The 18,263-nt window shown below is 60.1% G+C and carries 15 protein-coding genes and 1 pseudogene; 13 read left to right on the top strand and 3 right to left on the bottom strand.

Annotated elements, in window-relative coordinates:
• A partial coding sequence (locus FEM54_RS05520) for an ATPase domain-containing protein (protein WP_276614441.1) occupies positions 1–689 on the top strand: 689 nt, incomplete at its 5' end.
• Between the two features lie 23 nt (positions 690–712).
• Positions 713–1,078, top strand: a complete 366-nt coding sequence (locus FEM54_RS05525) for a response regulator (RefSeq protein WP_017135562.1) — start codon at positions 713–715, stop codon at positions 1,076–1,078.
• Positions 1,079–1,265: 187 nt separating this feature from the next.
• Here the strand turns inward: FEM54_RS05525 and FEM54_RS05530 are convergent, their stop codons facing one another.
• Positions 1,266–2,681 carry an amino acid permease gene (locus FEM54_RS05530; RefSeq protein ID WP_138449882.1) on the bottom strand — a complete coding sequence of 472 codons (1,416 nt, stop codon included), beginning with the start codon at positions 2,679–2,681 and terminating at the stop codon, positions 1,266–1,268.
• Between the two features lie 252 nt (positions 2,682–2,933).
• Entirely contained in the window at positions 2,934–3,968 is a 1,035-nt protein-coding gene (locus FEM54_RS05535; protein WP_138449883.1) for a histone deacetylase family protein, read from the bottom strand.
• 119 nt (positions 3,969–4,087) lie between these two features.
• On the opposite strand from FEM54_RS05535, the gene FEM54_RS05540 reads away from it, so the two are divergent.
• The 8 genes and pseudogenes from FEM54_RS05540 (at position 4,088) to FEM54_RS05575 (ending at position 12,904) form a co-directional block, all read left to right on the top strand.
• Positions 4,088–4,588 carry an Lrp/AsnC family transcriptional regulator gene (locus FEM54_RS05540; protein WP_056859928.1) on the top strand — a complete coding sequence of 167 codons (501 nt, stop codon included), beginning with the start codon at positions 4,088–4,090 and terminating at the stop codon, positions 4,586–4,588.
• A gap of 189 nt (positions 4,589–4,777) precedes the next feature.
• Positions 4,778–6,586 (top strand): ABC transporter ATP-binding protein, encoded by a 1,809-nt coding sequence (locus FEM54_RS05545; protein WP_138449885.1) that lies wholly within the window; start codon positions 4,778–4,780, stop codon positions 6,584–6,586.
• Between the two features lie 216 nt (positions 6,587–6,802).
• A complete protein-coding gene (locus FEM54_RS05550; protein ID WP_138449886.1) occupies positions 6,803–7,750 on the top strand; it encodes an AraC family transcriptional regulator in 948 nt (315 codons plus the stop codon).
• Positions 7,751–7,857: 107 nt separating this feature from the next.
• Positions 7,858–9,234, top strand: a complete 1,377-nt coding sequence (locus tag FEM54_RS05555; protein ID WP_099549815.1) for a Rieske 2Fe-2S domain-containing protein — start codon at positions 7,858–7,860, stop codon at positions 9,232–9,234.
• Complete coding sequence (gene benB / locus FEM54_RS05560; protein ID WP_099549814.1) at positions 9,231–9,719, top strand: benzoate 1,2-dioxygenase small subunit; 489 nt, start codon at positions 9,231–9,233, stop codon at positions 9,717–9,719. Before FEM54_RS05555 ends, benB begins: the two co-directional genes overlap by 4 nt.
• Positions 9,720–9,729: 10 nt before the next feature.
• Positions 9,730–10,752 (top strand): benzoate 1,2-dioxygenase electron transfer component BenC, encoded by a 1,023-nt coding sequence (gene benC / locus FEM54_RS05565; RefSeq protein WP_138449887.1) that lies wholly within the window; start codon positions 9,730–9,732, stop codon positions 10,750–10,752.
• A gap of 10 nt (positions 10,753–10,762) precedes the next feature.
• On the top strand, positions 10,763–11,524 hold the full coding sequence (locus FEM54_RS05570; RefSeq protein WP_099549812.1) for a 1,6-dihydroxycyclohexa-2,4-diene-1-carboxylate dehydrogenase: 762 nt from the start codon (positions 10,763–10,765) through the stop codon (positions 11,522–11,524).
• A 53-nt stretch (positions 11,525–11,577) separates the two neighbouring features.
• Positions 11,578–12,904, top strand: a pseudogene (locus FEM54_RS05575) (MFS transporter).
• A gap of 55 nt (positions 12,905–12,959) precedes the next feature.
• Here FEM54_RS05575 and FEM54_RS05580 read toward each other — a convergent pair.
• Entirely contained in the window at positions 12,960–13,874 is a 915-nt protein-coding gene (locus FEM54_RS05580; RefSeq protein ID WP_138449889.1) for a LysR family transcriptional regulator, read from the bottom strand.
• Positions 13,875–14,121: 247 nt separating this feature from the next.
• On the opposite strand from FEM54_RS05580, the gene FEM54_RS05585 reads away from it, so the two are divergent.
• The 3 genes from FEM54_RS05585 to FEM54_RS05595 all read left to right on the top strand — a co-directional run.
• Positions 14,122–15,144 (top strand): zinc-dependent alcohol dehydrogenase family protein, encoded by a 1,023-nt coding sequence (locus FEM54_RS05585; protein WP_017135574.1) that lies wholly within the window; start codon positions 14,122–14,124, stop codon positions 15,142–15,144.
• 719 nt (positions 15,145–15,863) lie between these two features.
• Complete coding sequence (locus FEM54_RS05590) at positions 15,864–17,294, top strand: hypothetical protein (RefSeq protein WP_138449890.1); 1,431 nt, start codon at positions 15,864–15,866, stop codon at positions 17,292–17,294.
• Positions 17,291–18,263: GntR family transcriptional regulator (locus FEM54_RS05595; protein ID WP_138449892.1), on the top strand; the 973-nt coding region annotated here is incomplete at its 3' end. The genes FEM54_RS05590 and FEM54_RS05595, both read left to right, overlap by 4 nt.

Raw genomic sequence — 18,263 nt, forward strand, 5'->3', positions numbered from 1 at the left:
GCATATTGGGGGGCGGCCTTTACAGTTCCAGCGTGTCTCTGGTCATGGGCCCCTCCGGCATTGGTAAAACGACGCTGGGCCTGAAGTTTCTGGCCGAGTCGACGGTGGATGCTCCGGGACTGCATTTTGGCTTTTATGAAAGCCCGCAACGGTTGCGACTCAAAGGCCAATCATTGGGTATCGATATCCAAGGCATGGAGAACAGCGGCGCCCTGAGCATTGCCTGGCAGCCTACCACTGAGGGGTTGCTGGATGGGTTGGGCGCACGCTTGTTGAGTCTTGTAGAAGAGAAGGGCATCAAGCGCCTGTTCATCGATAGCCTTAGCGGTATGACACGAGTTTCTACAAATCCGGCGCGAATTACTGACTTCTTGAGTGCGCTGATGAATGAACTGCGCTCCAGGGGCGTAACCGTATTCGCGTCCTGGGAAATGCGTGATCTATTTGGCTCCGAGGTCAGCGCGCCGAACTCTGACCTGTCCAGCATCGTCGATAACTTGATGCTGATGCGGTTCTCTGAGAATCACTCTGAACTAAGCAGGACGCTTTCCATTCTTAAGGTACGAGATAGCTCTTATGACCCCTCCAGATTTGAGGTTGTCATCCAAGATCGCGATGTTTTCCTGAAAAAGGCTTCGAGACATGAACCTTCAGCCCCCACTGGGACATCGCCCGGTTCACTTTCTTAAGCTTTTGAGTGGGTTGAATTAACATGACCACCATCCTGGTCGTCGATGACGAGTATTTGATCGCTGACATTCTCAGCTTCGCACTGGAGGATGAGGGGTTCATGGTGGTGACTGCCAGCAATGGTCGAAAAGGACTGGAAGTGCTGGATAGAGAAAGGCCTGCCTTGATCATCACCGACTTTATGATGCCCGTGATGGACGGCCTGGAATTTGCCACAGCCGTTCGAGCCCTCCCTTGCGCTAATCAATTGCCGATCATCTTGATGAGCGGTGCTCAGGCACACATCGGTATGCAGAGATCGGACCTGTTTGATGCGGTATTGGCGAAGCCATTCAACATCGACTTGATCATTGCCGAAGTTAAAAGGCTACTCGCCTCTGATCAGTGAGTACTGCCTCTACCTGCCCGGAGCCACGCAGGATCCGGCTCCGCTAGCCCGGCTGCAGCTCAGCCCTGGATCGGTAGTCATCAGGTTTTCCTTGAGTCCAATTTTCTTCTGTTTTAATCAACCTTTGACACGCGCACGTGTGGGGTTTTCTGCCGTGGTCGTTGCCGGTTGAAATACGCCTTTTGACTCAACCGAATTGCCCTGCCGATTCAACGGCGGTTTTTGGTTTCCTGCTACGTGTCAGCTGATAGGCAATTGCCAGCCATATGAACCACCCCGGCATGACCATCAACGCCACGCGTGTGTCAGGTCTCAATGCCAGCAGGCAGAGCACGAAGCCCATAAAAGCCAGTGACAACCAGGCCATTGGCACGCCGCCTGGCATCTTGTAAGCAGATTTGGCGTGAAGCTCAGGACGTTTTTTGCGATAGGCAATGTAAGACGCGAGGATGGTCGACCACGTGAAGATCACCAGGATCGCCGACACGGTGGACACGATGGTGAAAGCTGTCATGACTTGCGGAACGATGAACAGCACGAGCACACCTGACAGCATCAACAGTGTCGTGAAGGCCAGGCTCAACAGAGGCACGCTGTTGCCCGATAGACGCCGAAAAATACCCGGAGCGTTGTCTTGATTCGCCAGCCCGAACAGCATGCGGCTGGAGGAGAATACGCCGCTGTTGGCCGATGACGCGGCGGATGTCAGGACCACGAAGTTAACGATGCCGGCTGCTGCGGGAAAGCCTGCGACGAGGAAAAGCTCGACAAAAGGGCTTTTTACCGGTGAAACCTGTTGCCAGGACGTCACGGCAATAATGCAGGCCAATGCCAACACGTAGAACAGGATGATTCGCAGTGGAATCGAGTTGATTGCCTTGGGTAACGTCCTCTGCGGAGCGCGGGTTTCTGCTGCAGCGGTGCCGATCAACTCGGTGCCGGCAAATGAGAATATCGCCATCTGAAAGCCGGCAAAAAAACCAAGCAAGCCATTAGGGAATGCAGCCTGCTTATCCACCAGATGGCTCAGCGACGCGGTGACGCCATTGGGCGAAACGAACGAGCTGCCAATCAGTACGATGCTGACCCCGATAAGCGTTACGACGGCGATGATCTTAATGATCGCGAACCAGAATTCGACTTCACCGAAAAGCCTGACCGTCAGCACGTTCAAGGCAAACAGTGTCGCCAGCATCCCGATAGCCGGTATCCAGGCAGGCAGATGGGGAAACCAGTACTGGAAAAAACCGCCGACCACGACGGCATCGCCGATCACCGCAACGCTCCAGCTAAGCCAATAGGACCAGCCGAGAAAAAATGCAGCGCGAGGCCCCAGGTAGGCGCCGGCAAAATCCGCAAAGGTCTTGAAATTCAAATTGGAAAGCAGCATTTCGCCCATGGCACGCATGATGAAGTAAACGAACAGGCCAATGATCATGTAGATAAGGATGATCGAGGTGCCGGAGAGGGCGATGATCTTTCCGGAGCCCATGAACAAACCTGTACCAATGGCTCCGCCCATTGCCATTAACTGGATGTGACGATTGCTGAGCGTGCGCTGCAGCGCAGGCTGCTCAACCTGCTCTGATAGATTCGATTTCATTTCAAAACCTCTTGATCTTATGTTTTTGAGTTTTGGCAGAAAAGTGCATAGCCAGCGCCATTGTCAGGATGCAAAGGCGGGTGACGGTGTTGGTTTATCTGGACAGCGATGGCCCCCCTGCACACGCCTGGGGGTGTCACTCGCAGGTCAACGGGCCGTGCGCAGATGGGCGGCTTTGGTCGGCTGCTGATCAAGCCTCTGGAACAGGTTTTTTATATGTTCAGGTTGATCACGCCGTCTTCGGGCGGATGCTCAAGCGCGCTTGCTCTCGAAGCCATGCAGTACGTTCACCGCGTTGATTCCGATTTCATCGACCATATAGCCGCCTTCCATCACAAACAGGGTGGGGCAACCCACACTCGCTATCAGCTCGCCGATCCCGATGAAATCCTCGCTTTCCAGCAGGAAGTGACTGATCGGGTCGTCCTTGAAGGTGTCGACCCCCAGTGAGATCACCAATACCTGCGGCGAGAATTGATGGAGTTTCCTGCAGGCATGCAGCAGGGCGTCGCGGTAGGTATCCCAGGCGGTGTTTTTCGGCATCGGGTAGTTGAGGTTGAACCCTTCGCCAACACCTGCGCCGACTTCATCGCTGAACCCCGAATAGTAGGGATAGGACACGGCCGGCTCGCCGTGCAGCGATATGAACATCACGTCATTGCGCGGGTAAAAAATGTTCTGGGTGCCGTTACCGTGATGAAAATCGACGTCGAGCACCGCGACGCGTTTGGCGCCCTGGGTGATTGCCTGCTGTGCAGCAATGGCCGCGTTGTTGAGATAGCAGTAACCCCCCATGTATTCACGCGCCGCGTGATGGCCCGGCGGACGACAAAGGGCAAAGGCACTGTCATGGCCTTCATCGATAAGCGCCAGGCCCGTCAGGGCGATATCGGCACTGGTCTTGACCGCCTGCCAGGTGCTGGCAGTGATCGGCGAGCCGGCATCCATCGCATAGAAGCCGAGTTTGCCGTCAATGAACGTCGGCACCTGATCGTTGGCCAAGTCACGTACAGGCCACACCAGTGGCAGCGCATCATGGGTGCGCCCTGTGGCGCACCATTGCGACCAGGCGCTTTCCAGGAAGCTCACGTAGCGCTCGCTGTGCGCGTTGACGTAACACGAGCGGTCGAACACGCGGGGTTCGACAATCCGGCCAAGGCCTACTTGCTTGACGCGGTTGTGAACGGTGTCGGCCCGACTGGGCTGCTCGAACGACGGCTTGAGCACGCCATCCTTCAACTCGGTGCCATGGTGCAGACGGTGGGAATCACTGAAAACTGTAAACATTCTGCGCATCCGTTAATGTGAGCCAGTGCAAATATTCTGTTCTGGTCAGGAGGCGATTTCTTTGCTTTGTTTTTGTGATTTTGTATATTTATCGGGCGATTTAACTCTGGAATGACGTAATGAAGAAAAATATATCCAGACGCATCAGCCTCGATGAGACCGATCTGGCCATTCTTGAGTTATTGCAGGAGGACGCGAGCATTTCCAATGCCGAACTCAGTGAGCGGCTTTCATTGAGCCTTACGCCTTGCTGGCGACGGCGCAAGAGAATGGAGGAGGCGGGGGTGATAAAGGGCTATCAGGCAACGCTTGATCGGAGAATGCTGGGGCTGGATATCATGGCATTCGTGCACATCCGCTTTTCCACGCATGCTGACCACGCTCCGGACGCCTTTGAGGCAGTGATTGCGCAATTGCCAGAGGTATTGGCCTGCCACAAGATCACCGGAGACGCCGACTACGTGCTCCAAGTGTTGGCGGAGGACCTTGATAGCTACAGCGACTTTATCGAGCAAGTGTTGCGGCGCCAGGTTGGTATTGCGTCTATTCAGTCGAGTCTGGCGTTGCGTGAAATCAAAGCGGGCAGCCGTATGGCCATACCCAAATTGAGCAAGGATTGAATGTCGCAGGTTATGGGCTGCGCATAGGGATTGCGGGGGTTGTCATGCTGCGGCGCGCCGAGAATCTGCCGTGGTGCCCCTTGCTCCACCACTTGCCCCTGTTGCCTCACCGTTGGATGTGCGCAACGCCATCGCCTGCCATAATCCACCCGTCTCACCCCAGCCCCCCACACGGAGTCCATGCCATTCATGGTGCTGTTGAATCGATTGAGCGCGTTTTCCATCCAGGCGCGCCGGGCACTGAAGCTGGTGTGGGGCACGTCGCGTCCCTTATTCATAGGCTTGCTGCTGGCCACCATCGTTGCCGGTCTGTTGCCTGCGCTGGCTGCCTGGATCGGCCAGCGCATTGTCGATGGCGTGGTGCACGCGATGCAGATTCATGCCGCCGGCAGCCAGGCGCCCGTGTGGCCAGTGATGCAGTACGTGCTGGCCGAGGCGGGCGTGTTGGCGCTGCTGGCCGCCGCCCAGCGTGCGTTGTCCATGCAGCAATCGTTGCTGCGGGTGCAGTTGGGGGTGAAGGTCAACCTGATGATTCTGGAGAAAGCCCAGACCCTCTCACTCCTGCAATTTGAAGACGCCGAGTTCCACGACAAGCTGGTGCGCGTGCGCCAGGGCGCGTCGACACGGCCGCTGAGCCTGGTCACCAAGGGCCTGGGGCTGGTGCAGAACCTGATCTCGCTGATCAGCTTTGCCGTGCTGTTGGTGCACTTTTCGCCGTGGGCGCTGGTGATTCTGGTGGTCGGCGCGTTACCGGTGTTCTTCGCCGAGACGCATTTCTCGGGCAATGCGTTTCGCCTGTTCCACCGGCGCGCGCCCGAGACCCGTCAGCAGAATTACCTGGAATCGCTGCTGTCCCACGAAACCCACGCCAAAGAGGTCAAACTGTTCGGCCTGGCGCCGCTGTTCCTCAAGCGCTACCGCGACAACGCCCGGCGCTTGTACACCGAAGACCACCAGTTGACGGTGCGCCGGGATGCCTGGGGCTTTGCCCTGGGCCTGCTGGGCACCGCGGCGTTTTATGTGGCTTACGCCTGGGTGGTGCTGGACACCGTGCGCGGCCAGACCAGCCTGGGCCAGATGACCATGTACATCGTGCTGTTCAAGCAGGGGCAAAGCGCGATCACCGCCAGCCTCAGCGCGATTGCCGGCCTGTATGACGACAGCCTGTTTCTGTCGGACCTTTATGAGTACCTGCTGACCCCTGTGGTCGTGCCCCGTGGCCGGCTTACCCAGGGCGCGCGTCCCGGCGACGGTCTGCGCTGCGAGCACGTGGGCTTCAGTTATCCCGGCGCTGAGCGGCCGGCATTGACTGACATCAACCTGCACTTGGCGCCGGGGCAAAGCCTGGCCCTGGTGGGCGAGAACGGCTCGGGCAAAACCAGCCTGATCAAACTGCTCACGCGCCTGTATACCCCGCACGCGGGGCGCATTCTGCTGGATGGCAGCGACTTGCAAGACTGGGATGAACAGACACTGCGCCAGCGCATCGGGGTGATTTTCCAGGATTACATCCGCTACCAGATGACCGTCGGCGAGAACCTTGGCGTGGGTGACGTCGATGCGCTGAACGACGAGGCGCGCTGGCGCACGGCCGCCACACAAGGGGTGGCCGCTGAATTCATCGAGCGCCTGAGCAAGGCCTACGGCACACCGTTAGGGCGCTGGCTTGGCGGCCAGGAGTTGTCGGGTGGGCAATGGCAGAAAGTCGCCTTGTCACGCGCGTATATGCGCCAGGAGGCGGACCTGCTGATTCTTGACGAGCCGACGGCCGCGCTGGACGCCGGCGCCGAGGCGGCGGTGTTCGAGCACTTTCGCGAACACGCCAAGGGCCGCATGACGTTGTTGATTTCCCATCGCTTCTCCAGCGTGCGCAATGCCGACCACATCATCGTGCTGGACGGCGGGCGAATCCTCGAGGAGGGTAGCCATCACCAATTGATGGCGGCGGGTGGGCGCTATGCCGAGTTGTTCGATGTTCAGGCGCGGGGGTATCGCTAGGTACCCGAGCGGCCGTCCAATCCGGCCAAGCGTATTGTTTCAAAGTTTTAGCACGCCATGCTCACCCCAAGCCCTGCGCGCCCCGGCGCACCGCTGAAACCCTGGCGCAGAACGCCCGACAATACCTCCAGGGTATCCCTTCAGACTTTTTCCATATTGGACGCCCCCGTACCCACGCGTCAGCCTGAGCCCAATAACTATAAAAGAGTCGCAACCATGACCGTGCTATTGAGTGAGCGCAGCCAGATTTTCCGGGGTGCCGATGCCTACGCGGTGTCGGACTACGTCAACCAGCATGTGGGCAGCCACTGCATTCGCCTGCCTCCCAAGGGCCGGCCACGGGCGAGTATCAGCCATCGCACCTTTGCCAGCCTGGACCTGTGCCGCATCAGCTACGGCGCTCCGGTACGGGTCACATCGGTGGCGCTGGAGACCATCTATCACCTGCAGATCCTGTTGAGCGGGCATTGCCGCTCCAGCTCCCGTGGTGAGGATGACGTGTTCGGGCCGGGGGAAATCCTGCTGATCAACCCGGACGACCCGGTAGACCTGACCTATTCTGCCGACTGCGAGAAATTCATCATCAAACTGCCGGTGCGCCTGCTGGAAAACGCCTGCCTGGAGCAGCACTGGAGCCTGCCGCAGGTGGGCATCCGCTTCGCGACGGCCCGCCACGCGCTCAGTGAAATGGGCGGCTTCCTGCCGTTGCTCGGGCTGATCTGCCATGAGGCGGAAAACGCTGCCGAGCCCCACACGCAGGGTCTGTATGAACGCATCGTGGCCAACAAGCTGCTGGCATTGCTGGGCAGCAATGTGTTGCGGGTGATCCCCCAGGCGGCCCACGGCGGTGGGTTTGAAGCGGTGCGCGAATTTATCCAGCAGCACCTGGGCGATCACATCAGCGTCGAGCAGTTGATGGCGGTGGCCAACGTCAGCGAACGTTCGCTGTACAGCCTGTTTGCGCGCCAGGTGGGGCTGTCGCCGCGCGACTATGTACGCCGCTGCAAGCTCGAACGCGTGCACGCACGCTTGCAACTACGCAGCACGCGCAGCGTGACCGAGGTGGCTTTGGACCATGGCTTCATGCACCTGGGGCGGTTTGCCGAGGCCTATCGCAAATGCTTCGGCGAACTGCCGTCGCAGACCTTCAAACGCCATCGTTAAGCGACGTGCGCCTGGCGGATAACGATGTGCAGGCAGCGGATATTGACGCGCAGGGCGAACACGTACGGTGAGGGCGCCTGATACAAGAACAACGGAGGGCCCGCCCCATGATCAGTACACTCGACCGACTCGCCGGCCAATTGCGCGAGTCCGTACAGGAAGACCCCGCCACCGGAGTGTTCCGCTGCCGCCGCGACATCTTTACCGACCCCGACCTGTTTGCCCTGGAGATGAAACACATCTTCGAAGGCGGCTGGATCTACCTGGCCCATGAAAGCCAGGTGCCCGAGATCAACGATTACTTCACCACCTGGATCGGCCGCCAGCCGGTGGTCATTACCCGTGACAAACACGCCGCGCTGCATGGCCTGGTCAACGCCTGCGCGCATCGCGGCGCCATGCTGTGCCGGCGCAAACAAGGCAACAAGGGCTCATTCACTTGCCCCTTCCATGGCTGGACGTTCAGCAACGCCGGCAAGCTGCTCAAGGTCAAGGACGCCAAGACCGGCGCCTACCCGGACAGCTTCGACTGCGACGGCTCCCATGACCTCAAGCGCCTGGCGCGCTTTGAAAGCTATCGCGGTTTCCTGTTCGGCAGCCTCAGCGATGCGGTGCCGGAACTGCGCGATTACCTGGGCGAAACCCGCGTGATCATCGACCAGATGGTCGACCAGGCGCCTTTGGGCCTGGAGGTGCTGCGCGGCAGCTCATCCTATGTCTATGACGGCAACTGGAAGCTGCAAATCGAAAACGGCGCCGACGGTTATCACGTCAGCTCCGTGCACTGGAACTACTCGGCGACCATGGGCCGGCGCAACTACGAGGCCGAAGGCACGCGCACCGTCGACGCCAATGGCTGGTCGAAAAGCCTGGGCGGCGTCTACGCCTTCGACCACGGGCATATCCTGCTGTGGACGCGCCTGCTCAACCCAGAAGTGCGTCCGGTGCACGCTCACCGCGAGGCCTTGGCCGAACGCCTGGGCCAGGCGCGCGCCGACTTTATCGTCGACCAGACCCGCAACCTCTGCCTCTACCCCAATGTGTACCTGATGGACCAGTTCTCGACCCAGATCCGCGTGGTGCGCCCCCTCGCCGTGGATAAAACCGAAGTGACTATCTATTGCATGGCGCCCATCGGCGAAAGCGCCCAGGAGCGCGCCACGCGGATTCGCCAGTACGAAGACTTCTTTAACGTCAGCGGCATGGGCACCCCGGATGACCTCGAGGAATTCCGCGCCTGCCAGACCGGTTACCAGGGCGCGAGCACCCTGTGGAATGACCTCAGCCGTGGCGCCAAACAGTGGGTGGAAGGGGCCGATGAGAATGCCTTGGCCATGGGTATGCAACCGCAGCTCAGCGGGGTCAAGACCGAGGACGAGGGCTTGTTTGTGCGCCAGCATGCGCACTGGGCCCAAAGCCTGCAGCGTGCGATCGAGCGCGAACAGCAAGGGCTGATTGCCAGCGACCGCGAGGTGCAGCCATGAGCCTTGCCCGTGAGCACCTGCTGGATTTTCTCTACCGTGAAGCGCGCTTGCTCGACGACCGCCAATGGGATGACTGGCTGGCCTGCTATTCGCCCAAGGCCGAGTTCTGGATGCCCGCCTGGGACGATCACGACACCCTCACCGAAGACCCGCAGCGCGAAATCTCGCTGATCTACTACCCCAGCCGTGACGGTCTGGAAGACCGCATCTTCCGCATCAAGACCGAGCGCTCCAGCGCCAGCACGCCCGAGCCACGCACCGTGCACATGCTGTGCAACCTCGAAGTGCTGGCCGACGACGGCTCGCAGGTGGACCTGCGTTTCAACTGGCACACCCTCAGCCACCGCTACAAAACCACCGACAGTTATTTCGGTACCTCCTTCTATCGCCTCGACATCCGTGCCGAGCAGCCGCTGATCACGCGCAAGAAGGTGGTGCTTAAAAACGACTACATCCACCAGGTCATCGACATCTACCACATCTGAGGACACCGCCATGACGTATGCCATTGCCCTGAACTTCGAAGATGGGGTGACCCGCTTCATCGACTGCAAGGTGGGGGAAAAGGTGCTCGATGCCGCCTTCCGCCAACGCATCAACCTGCCCATGGACTGCTCGGACGGTGTGTGCGGCACCTGCAAATGCCGCTGTGAAACCGGCGCCTACGACTTGGGCGACGACTATATCGACGACGCGCTGAGCGCCGACGAAGCGCAGGCGCGCCTGGTTCTGACCTGCCAGATGGTGCCGCAGTCCGACTGCGTGATCGCCGTGCCGGTGCCGTCCAGCGCCTGCAAGACCGGCACCACGCAGTTTGCCGCGACGCTGGCCGGCATCACCCGACATGCCGATGCCGCGCTGCAGGTGAGTTTCGAGCTGGACCCGGCGCCGGTATTCCTGCCCGGCCAGTACGTGAATATCAGCGTGCCCGACAGTGGGCAGACACGCGCTTACTCCTTCAGCAGTCGCCCGGGCGACACGCACGCCAGCTTCCTGATCAAGCACGTGCCCGGCGGGTTGATGAGCAGCTGGCTGGAGCACGCCCAGCCGGGCGACCGCGTGGCGATCACCGGGCCACTGGGGAGTTTCTACCTGCGTGAGGTGGCGCGGCCGCTGCTGTTACTCGCCGGTGGTACCGGCCTGGCGCCGTTCCTGTCGATGCTTGAAGTGCTCGCGCAGCGCCAGGAAACCCGCCCAATCCGCTTGATCTACGGCGTAACGAGGGATCAGGACCTGGTGATGGTCGAGGCGTTGCAGGCTTTTACCGCGCGTTTGCCCGACTTCAACCTGGTGACCTGCGTGGCTGATCCGCACACCACTCACCCGCGCCAGGGCTATGTAACCCAGCACATGGCCGACGAAGCCCTCAATGGCGGCGATGTCGACGTGTACCTGTGCGGCCCGCCGCCGATGGTCGATGCGGTGCGCGAGCACTTCAAGCAGCAGGGCGTGACCCCGGCCAGCTTCCATTACGAGAAATTCACCGCTAACGCCGTCGCCACGTGCGATGCCGCCTGAGGACTGCCGCATGACTCAACGGTTTAACAACAAGGTCGCGCTGGTCACCGGCGCTGCCCAAGGGATCGGCCGGCGTGTCGCCGAGCGCTTGCTGGAGGAGGGCGCCTGGCTGGTCGCAGTGGATCGCTCCGAGCTGGTGCATGAATTGCAGCATGAGCGAGCGCTGCTGCTGACCGCCGACCTGGAACACTACAGCGAGTGCGCGCGGGTGATGGCCGCCGCCACGGCGCGTTTCGGGCGCATCGACGTGCTGGTCAACAACGTCGGCGGGACTATCTGGGCCAAGCCTTTCGAGCATTACGCCGAGGCTGAAATCGAGGCCGAAGTGCGCCGCTCGCTGTTCCCTACATTGTGGTGCTGCCATTGCGTGCTGCCCTACATGCTGGAGCAGGGCGCGGGCGCCATCGTCAACGTGTCTTCCGTGGCGACGCGTGGGGTCAATCGCGTGCCGTATGGCGCGGCCAAGGGCGGCGTGAATGCCTTGACGGCCTGCCTGGCCCTGGAGACTGCCGGCAGCGGGATCCGGGTCAACGCCACCGCGCCCGGCGGCACCGAGGCACCGCCACGGCGGATCCCGCGCAACAGCCAGCCGCAAAGCGAGCAAGAGCGTGTGTGGTACCAGCAGATCGTCGACCAGACCCTCGACAGCAGCCCGATGAAACGCTACGGCAGCATCGACGAACAAGCTGGCGCGATTCTGTTCCTGGCCTGCGACGAGGCCTCCTACATCACCGGCGTGACCTTGCCGGTGGGCGGCGGCGACCTCGGCTAAGGCTGTTCCATCAGCTGACACTGACTCACAACAACAATAAAGAGAGCACTGCCATGCGTAGCCATGATGTCCATTCGATTATCGATAATGCCCCGTTCAACCGCTTCCACTGGTTGATCGTGAGCCTGTGTGCCTTGCTATTGATCTTTGACGGCTATGACTTGTTTATCTACGGCGTGGTCCTGCCGTCAGTCATGCGCGAGTGGGGGCTGACGCCGTTGCAGGCTGGCGCCCTGGGCAGCTATGCGCTGTTCGGCATGATGTTCGGCGCGTTGATTTTCGGCACCCTGGCGGACCGTTTCGGGCGCAAGAAAGGCATCGTGTTCTGTTTCACCCTGTTCAGTCTGGCCACCGTGATCAATGGCTTTGCCAGCAGCCCAACCGAGTTCGGTCTCTGCCGTTTTATCGCCGGGCTCGGCTGCGGCGGGTTGATGCCCAACGCGGCGGCGCTGATCAACGAATACGCGCCGAAGAAATTGCGCAGCACCTTGATGGCCTTCATGTTCAGCGGCTATTCCCTGGGCGGCATGCTCGCCGCCAGCGTGGGGATTTTCATGCTACCGGCCTATGGTTGGCAGTCGATGTTTTTTGTGGCGGTGATTCCGCTGCTGCTGTTGCCACTGATTGTGTACTGGCTGCCTGAGTCCATCGGCTTCCTGATCCGCCAGGGCCAACAAGACAAGGCTTGCGCGCTGCTTAATCGGTTGTCGCCAGGCACCAGGATCGAGGTCGACGATGCACTGGTGATCGTCGACAGCAACGGTAAAGGCGCCTCGGTGGTAGAGCTGTTCCGCCATGGCCTGGCGGTACGTACGGCGATGATCTGGGTCGCGTTTTTCTGCTGCCTGCTGATGGTCTATGCATTGAGTTCATGGCTGCCCAAGCTGATGGCCGGCGCCGGTTACAGCCTGGGGTCGAGCCTGTCGTTCCTGATCGCGCTGAACCTGGGCGGCATGGCCGGGGCGCTGCTCGGCGGCCGTTTGGGCGACCGCCTGAACCTGGTGAAAGTCGTGATCTGCTTCTTCGCCGCGGCCATGGTCTCGATCAGCCTGCTGGGCATCAACAGCCCGATGCCGGTTCTGTACCTGCTGATCTTCGTCGCGGGCGCCACCACCATTGGTACGCAGATCCTGCTGTACGCGGGGGCTGCGCAGCTTGTCGATTCGCGCCACAGGCCTGGGCTGGGCGTCCGGCATCGGTCGCAATGGCGCGATAGTCGGCCCGCTGTTGGGCGGTGCGCTGATGGCGATCGAACTGCCTCTGCAACTGAATTTCATGGTCTTTGCGATCCCCGGCGCGATTGCGGCGCTGGCGATGACGGTATTTGCCCTGAATGAGCGGCGCACCCGTATTGCCATGCCCGTTGCCCCGGCGCTGTGACTGCCAAACCGTCGGCGTTGCTCTGGCAGTTGCATTCGAGCCCTCCAGAAGACGCCTAGAGACTCTCAGGATCCCCAAAAAACATCTGAATCCGCGACCTCAACCACCGCTCCCCCGGATCATTATCCTGCGACCCACGCCACGCCATGTGCAGCTCAAACGTGCGCACCGGCAACGGTGGGTCTTCGGCGCGCAAACCGCCCGCGGAGGTCAGTGCTTCGGCGGCGTAATCCGGCACGGTGGCGAGGATGTCGGTGCCGGCCAGCAGTGTGCCCAGCCCGTTGAATTGCGGCACGGCCAATACCACGTGGCGTTTGCGATCGAGTTTTTCCAGCTCTTCATCAATAAACCCGCTCAGGTCGCCTGCGAAGGACACGAGGGCGTGAGGGCGGGCGCAGAAGTCGTCGAGGCTCAGGGCGCCGGGCACGCTGTCGGCGCGCAGCAGTTTTGGCAGGCTGCGGCGCAGCACTTTGCGCTTGGCGTTGGCCGGCAGGTCGGCGGTGTAGCTCACGCCGATGGAAATTTCGCCGGAGGCCAGCAGGCCTGGCATCAGGATGTAGTTGACGCGGCGCACCACCAGCACGATGCCAGGCGCCTCGGCGCGCAGGCGTTTGAGCAGTTGTGGCAGCAGGGCGAATTCAACGTCGTCGGACAGGCCGATACGGAACACGGCGGTGCTGGTGGCCGGGTCGAACTCGGCGGCGCGGCTCACCGCGGTGGAGATCGAGTCCAGGGCCGGGGAGAGCAGGGCGAAGATTTCCACGGCACGTGCCGTCGGCTCCATGCTGCGCCCGGTACGTACAAACAGCGGGTCATCGAACAGCCCACGCAGACGCGACAACGCCGCGCTGATGGCCGGCTGGCCAAGGAACAATTTCTCGGCAGCGCGGGTCACACTGCGCTCATGCATCAAGGTTTCGAATACGATCAAGAGGTTAAGGTCGACACGACGCAGGTCGTTACGGTTCATCTTGTGTCCTGGAAGAGTCAGCTAACTTGACGTGAGCGGCCACATGTAAACAATGACCGGCATGAATCTTACGGGGAAAGGCTGGTACTCTGCACCGGATAATTGAGTTTTCCTACGATACTTGAGGCAAATGCCTCAGTTGCGGAATCAATGACAGACATGTCGACTATTAATGGCGACCGGTGGCCTTACCTGGAAAGCCCAGATAGAGTTCATGGCATTAGAGGTTACTTTGACGAGGTTTGCGATGTCCCGCACGATCCGTTTTCACAAGTTTGGTCCGGCCGAGGTGCTCAAATGCGAAGAGCATGCAGCCGCGCAGCCCGCACCGGGCGAAGTGCAGGTGCGTGTCGAAGCGATTGGCATCAGCTGGTATGACATTCTGTGGCGCCAGAACCTGGCGTCTTCCCATGCACGTCTGCCGTCCGGCCTTGGCCATGAGATGGCCGGGGTGGTGGTGGCCCTCGGTGAGGGCGTAGATGACTTGGCGGTGGGCGATAAGGTGGCCAGTTTTCCGGCCGAGAGCCCCAATGATTACCCCGTGTATGGCGAGCAAATCGTGCTGCCGCGTTCGGCGCTGACCCGTTATCCGGATGTGCTGAGCCCGATTGAAGCCAGCGTGCATTACACGCCGCTGTTGATCGCCTACTTTGCCTATATGGACCTGGCGCGGGTCAAACCCGGCCAATTTGCCCTGGTGACTGACGCCAGCCACTGTGCCGGCCCTTCGTTCGTACAACTGGGCAAGGCGCTGGGCGTGCGCGTGATCGCCGCCACCAAGGACAGCGCCGAGCGTGAATACCTGCTGTCGCTGGGGGCCGAGAAGGTCATCGTCACCGAAGAGCAGGACCTGCTGATGCAAATCAACAAGTTCACCGATAACCGCGGCGTGGATGTGGTGTTCGATGGCTTGGGCGGCCCGCAGATGTCATTGCTCGGTGATGTGCTGGCGCCCCGTGGCAGCCTGGTGCTCTACGGTTTGCAAGGCGGCAATCAGACGCCATTCCCGGCCTGTGCAGCGTTCCAGAAGAACATCCAGTTCTTTGTGCACTGTATCGGTAACTTCACCGGTAAGCCGGAGTTGGGCATCATTCAGGACCACGTTGCCTTGCAACGCGCCTTGCGTGACATCAACCAACTGACGGCCGATCGCGTGCTGGTGCCGCTGAAAACCACCGTGTTTGCGTTCAACCAGTTTGTAGAAGCACACCGTTACATGGACGAATGCCCGTGCCGCGAGCGCGTTGCGTTGCAGGTTGAGGCTGTTTGAGGTGTAGGAAGATTCGTAAATGAGTTTTACAAACCCTCGGCGCATGGGGCAAATGCGCCATTTGAAAGGGTTGAATCCGCGCGTTGTCTGAAACGCGCAACGGCCGTCCGGTCCCGCAAACGATGCCCTTTTTCCCGCCGCCGCCCTGAAATTCAGCGCGGCGTTGTTGTGTCTGCGCCCTGCGTATTTGGCCCGGCAACTATCTGAACTGGTTTTCGGCCAGCTTCTGTATCTGTTAATCATTATTTCAGCCCTGATAATTGGTACTTCACTTTCAACTCAAGGACTGAGTAATGAATGATTGTCTGATTCATCAGCAGGTACTTCCTGCAACTACGCGTGACGCCATTGCTATCAGGACGCGAGGTGATCGGCACGCCAAGGACTGGTTCCGATCGATGCATGACCGGAGATTGAAAATTGACAAGTTTTATTTGTCAGATGGATCTTTAAATTCGAGGTTAAAGAGCTGTAGGAGCTTGTCTGAATATTCCTAGGAGCGCTGCCGCAAATCGCTGGGATGCTTGTGGTACGGCCATTCGACTCCTGCGCTGTCGTGCAAGGAGCCCGTGCGCGGTCCTTATCGATTTGTTACCGGGTGCTAGTGTTTATCTGTCGCACACACTGCGCCGCAGGCAACGTTCTTACACATGCAATAGATCGGACAACTACGCTCGGTAGTTGTTTTGAACTGATATTTCAACTCAGGTAGTAGAACTATGAGCGTTATTCACGAGCAGGCCATGAATTATGTTTACCAGCAAGTTCAACAACGCTTGGTTGGGTATTTCACACGCGCGGAGCGCACCGCACTGCAATTGTTGATTCAGCGTATTGTCGTGGCCGCCGGCGGCATGGAACAAGTAGGCGATTACAAAGTGCTGGTGGCCCATGGCGGTGGCGAAGTCAGCAGCTACACCTTGGCGCTACTGCGTGCCGCACAGTTGAGTATTGCCGCACGTGCGCCCAGGACCTTCCAGTTACGGGTGGCAACGTTACGCCACGCGGGTATGACGCAAGAAACCCTCGACGCGATTCATCGCGGTTATAGCCGGCTGTTTTTCCATGATGACGAGCGGGTCGAGTTGTTGATGGTCGAAAACGAACAGGTGTTGCCCTTCAACCATCAGCGTCCGGCCTCCAGCCGTGGCTGTGAAGCTCACCAGCGCAACATGTTGATGGTGGGGCACCTGACCTCCGGCGATGTTCGCGCCACGCTGTGTAACGATGCCTACCTGGTACTGGGGGACTTTTATCAGCGTGTCACCGCCTGGAACGGTGGCGTGCACGCGCTGGTCAGCGGCGATTCCGCGCGCAAACAGAGCCAGCTGCTGGCCTGGCTGAAAAAAGCCGCCCAGGCCAAAAGCGTCAAGGCTGCCAAGGGTATACCGACGTCGCTTGGCGGGTTGTTCACGCGCATGGATGAGTGGAGCGGCGACTTCTACCGTGACCTGTACGGCGAGCACTATGTGCCCAAAGCTGACGTCAGCCCAGGCGGGTATCGCCACCTGGCCTATATCGGCATTGCCGACTTGCTCGAAGGCATCGACCGCGCGACTGCGCCGTTGCTCATCGACTTCATGGCTTACACGCCAGATCCGTTGGGCTTTCACTTTAGCCACCCAAGCTTTGCCAACCCACCGTTGATGGCGCACCTGCGCGGCCTGCAGGCCGAATGCCTGCGCGAGTTGCATTACGAGGAGGGCGTGGAGGAGTTCCTCGGGCAGGCGCGCAATTACCTGCGGCGTCGGCAGGTGCCCGAAGAGCTGGTGAACCAGGTCGCCAATCGCGGGGAGCGTGCGTTGTCGAGCAGCCTTGCCCAACAATTTTTCGGTCTGGACGAGAACCAGTTGGTCTGCCTGCTGTTTTCGCCTTTCATTCATCATGGCGAACGGCTGGAAGGCTATTTGCGTCAGTGCCACCCTGGCATGCTGGTGGCGTTGCCCGAGTTGCACAAGGTATTGCAGGGTAAACCGGCAGCCGAGATGCTGCAGCAATGGGTCGCCGATGCCAGTAGGTTGCCGTTGCCTTTGCTCCAGCATCTGTACCGCAAGCGGCCGATGAACCTGGCCCTCGGCGGTGCCCGCAGCGCGCCTGTGCAAAGGTCTCAAGCCCGTGATGGCATGGCCTTTCAGCTGTCTGGGCGATGACGCTGCGGGGCGCACGGCAGGCTGACTTTGCTTATCAGGCCGTCTACCGCTACATGATCAGCCTGATTAACGAGGTGAGCACGGATACGCGCGTAAAGCTGCCGTCGTTGCGCCAGTTATCCCAGCGACTCAACGTGTCGATCTCCACCATTCAATATGCGTATTCGTTGCTGGAAAAGGAGGGCAGGGTGTATTCGGTGGCCAAGTCGGGGTACTACGCCTGGCCGCTCGCCGGTGGACCCGTGGCGTGTCCCAGCGGGGATCTGCTCGAGCGTCTCTATGTGGCGTCCCGGCGCCCGGGCATGACAGTGCTCAGCGGCGATGAACCGGCCTTGCTGGCATCATTGGACGGCACCTTGCTGCGCCTGGAGCGCGAGTTGGTGCGCCAGTATCCTGGGCATCTGCAGCCTTGGTCACAGCCCTGCGGGGTGTGGGAACTGAGAGCAGCACTGGCGGCTCGCTACACCTCATCACCGACCCGCTGCTGGCATGCTGACGACGTGTACATCGGCGCGGACTTGCGCGGTGTGCTCGACATCCTTATCGAGGTATTGGGCTTGCGCGGTGCCTCGGTGGTGGTCGAGTCACCCTGCGAGTGGTCGATCCTGCGCCTGCTGCAGGATGCCGGGGTACGTGTCCTTGAACTGCCCTGGGGCGAGGATGGCCGCCTGGAACTGGCATTGCTTGAAGGGATGCTGCGTCACGAATCAGTGCAATTGGTCGTGCTGTCGTCGTCGATCAGCTTGCCGTCAGCCTTTGCCTTGCAGTCCCAAGACCGCCTGGAGGTGGCGCAACTGCTCGATCGGTACGATTGCTGGCTATTGGAAAACGATACCTGCGGCGAACTGGGATTCAAGCCGGCACCGGTTGCCCTGCGCGATCTGGTCAACCCTGAGCGGTTGGTGGTGTTTGCCTCTTTCGAGAAAATACTCGGGCCAGAGGCGCCGTTTGGCTACGCATTGTCGCGGC

This window comes from Pseudomonas edaphica, from assembly GCF_005863185.1.
Lineage (GTDB): Bacteria > Pseudomonadota > Gammaproteobacteria > Pseudomonadales > Pseudomonadaceae > Aquipseudomonas > Aquipseudomonas edaphica.